Consider the following 1,009-nt stretch of genomic DNA (forward strand, 5'->3'; position numbering starts at 1 on the left):
TGGTTGCGGGGGTTGGATTTGAACCAACGACCTTCAGGTTATGAGCCTGACGAGCTACCGGGCTGCTCCACCCCGCGATACCTTTAGAGCCGGACTTTTGAGCCCGGGAGCGAGTTCAGGCGTAGCCTGAGGAGGTGAGGCCGTCAAGCAATCGATCCTGTGAATCGATTGTAGGCCGAACGGGCTGCTCCACCCCGCGTCACCTTGGGCATTTGCCCTCATGTTTTGCAGGCGGTTGCCTGCGAAGTTTCGTAAGCGTTAGCTTACTTTTTGTTCTGGATATGACAAGGCCGCCTGGTGTGGCGGCCGGTGTGCCGCCATGTGATGGCGGCTATTCGTAAGGAGAAGATTTTCACATGCGCTTAGCAGACCTGGCAGCGACCTACTCTCCCGCGTCTTGAGACGAAGTACCATCAGCGCTGGAGCGTTTCACGGCCGAGTTCGGAATGGGATCGGGTGCAGCCGCTCCGCCATAACCACCAGGTCGGCAAAGAGCATGTGAGAGAAGCTGGTGAAGTGGTTAGGGGGCTAAGGGGTTAAGGCCTTATGTTCCCGGACACCGTTTTAAGTCCTGAGCCATTTTCGGGCGCAGCCCGCAAGGCCGACTGGCCGTCGGCCATGTTTGGCCGCCCTGTCCGGAGGATAGCGGGCGAAGCCCGCGCGCATCCGTGAGGACGAAGAGACAAAGATGGATACGAGCAATGCGAACAATCAAGCCGATCGAGCTATTAGTACCGGTAAGCTTCACACATTGCTGCGCTTCCACACCCGGCCTATCAACGTGGTGGTCTCCCACGACTCTCAGGGAATACTCGTTTTCAGGTGGGTTTCCCGCTTAGATGCCTTCAGCGGTTATCCCGTCCGTATATAGCTACCCTGCTATGCCGCTGGCGCGACAACAGGTCCACCAGAGATACGTCCATCCCGGTCCTCTCGTACTAGGGACAGATCCTGTCAATATTCCTACACCCACGGCAGATAGGGACCGAACTGTCTCACGACGTTCTGA

The 1,009-nt window shown here is 57.4% G+C and carries 1 tRNA gene and 2 rRNA genes; all 3 read right to left on the bottom strand.

The features are described from left to right. A tRNA-Met gene (locus L610_RS20065) sits at window positions 1–77 on the bottom strand. A 292-nt stretch (window positions 78–369) separates the two neighbouring features. Continuing rightward, a 5S ribosomal RNA gene (gene rrf / locus L610_RS20070) occupies window positions 370–484 on the bottom strand. Between the two features lie 223 nt (window positions 485–707). Next, a 23S ribosomal RNA gene (locus L610_RS20075) occupies window positions 708–1,009 on the bottom strand; the annotation flags it as partial.

The organism is Aminobacter sp. J44 (assembly GCF_007829415.1).
GTDB lineage: Bacteria > Pseudomonadota > Alphaproteobacteria > Rhizobiales > Rhizobiaceae > Aerobium.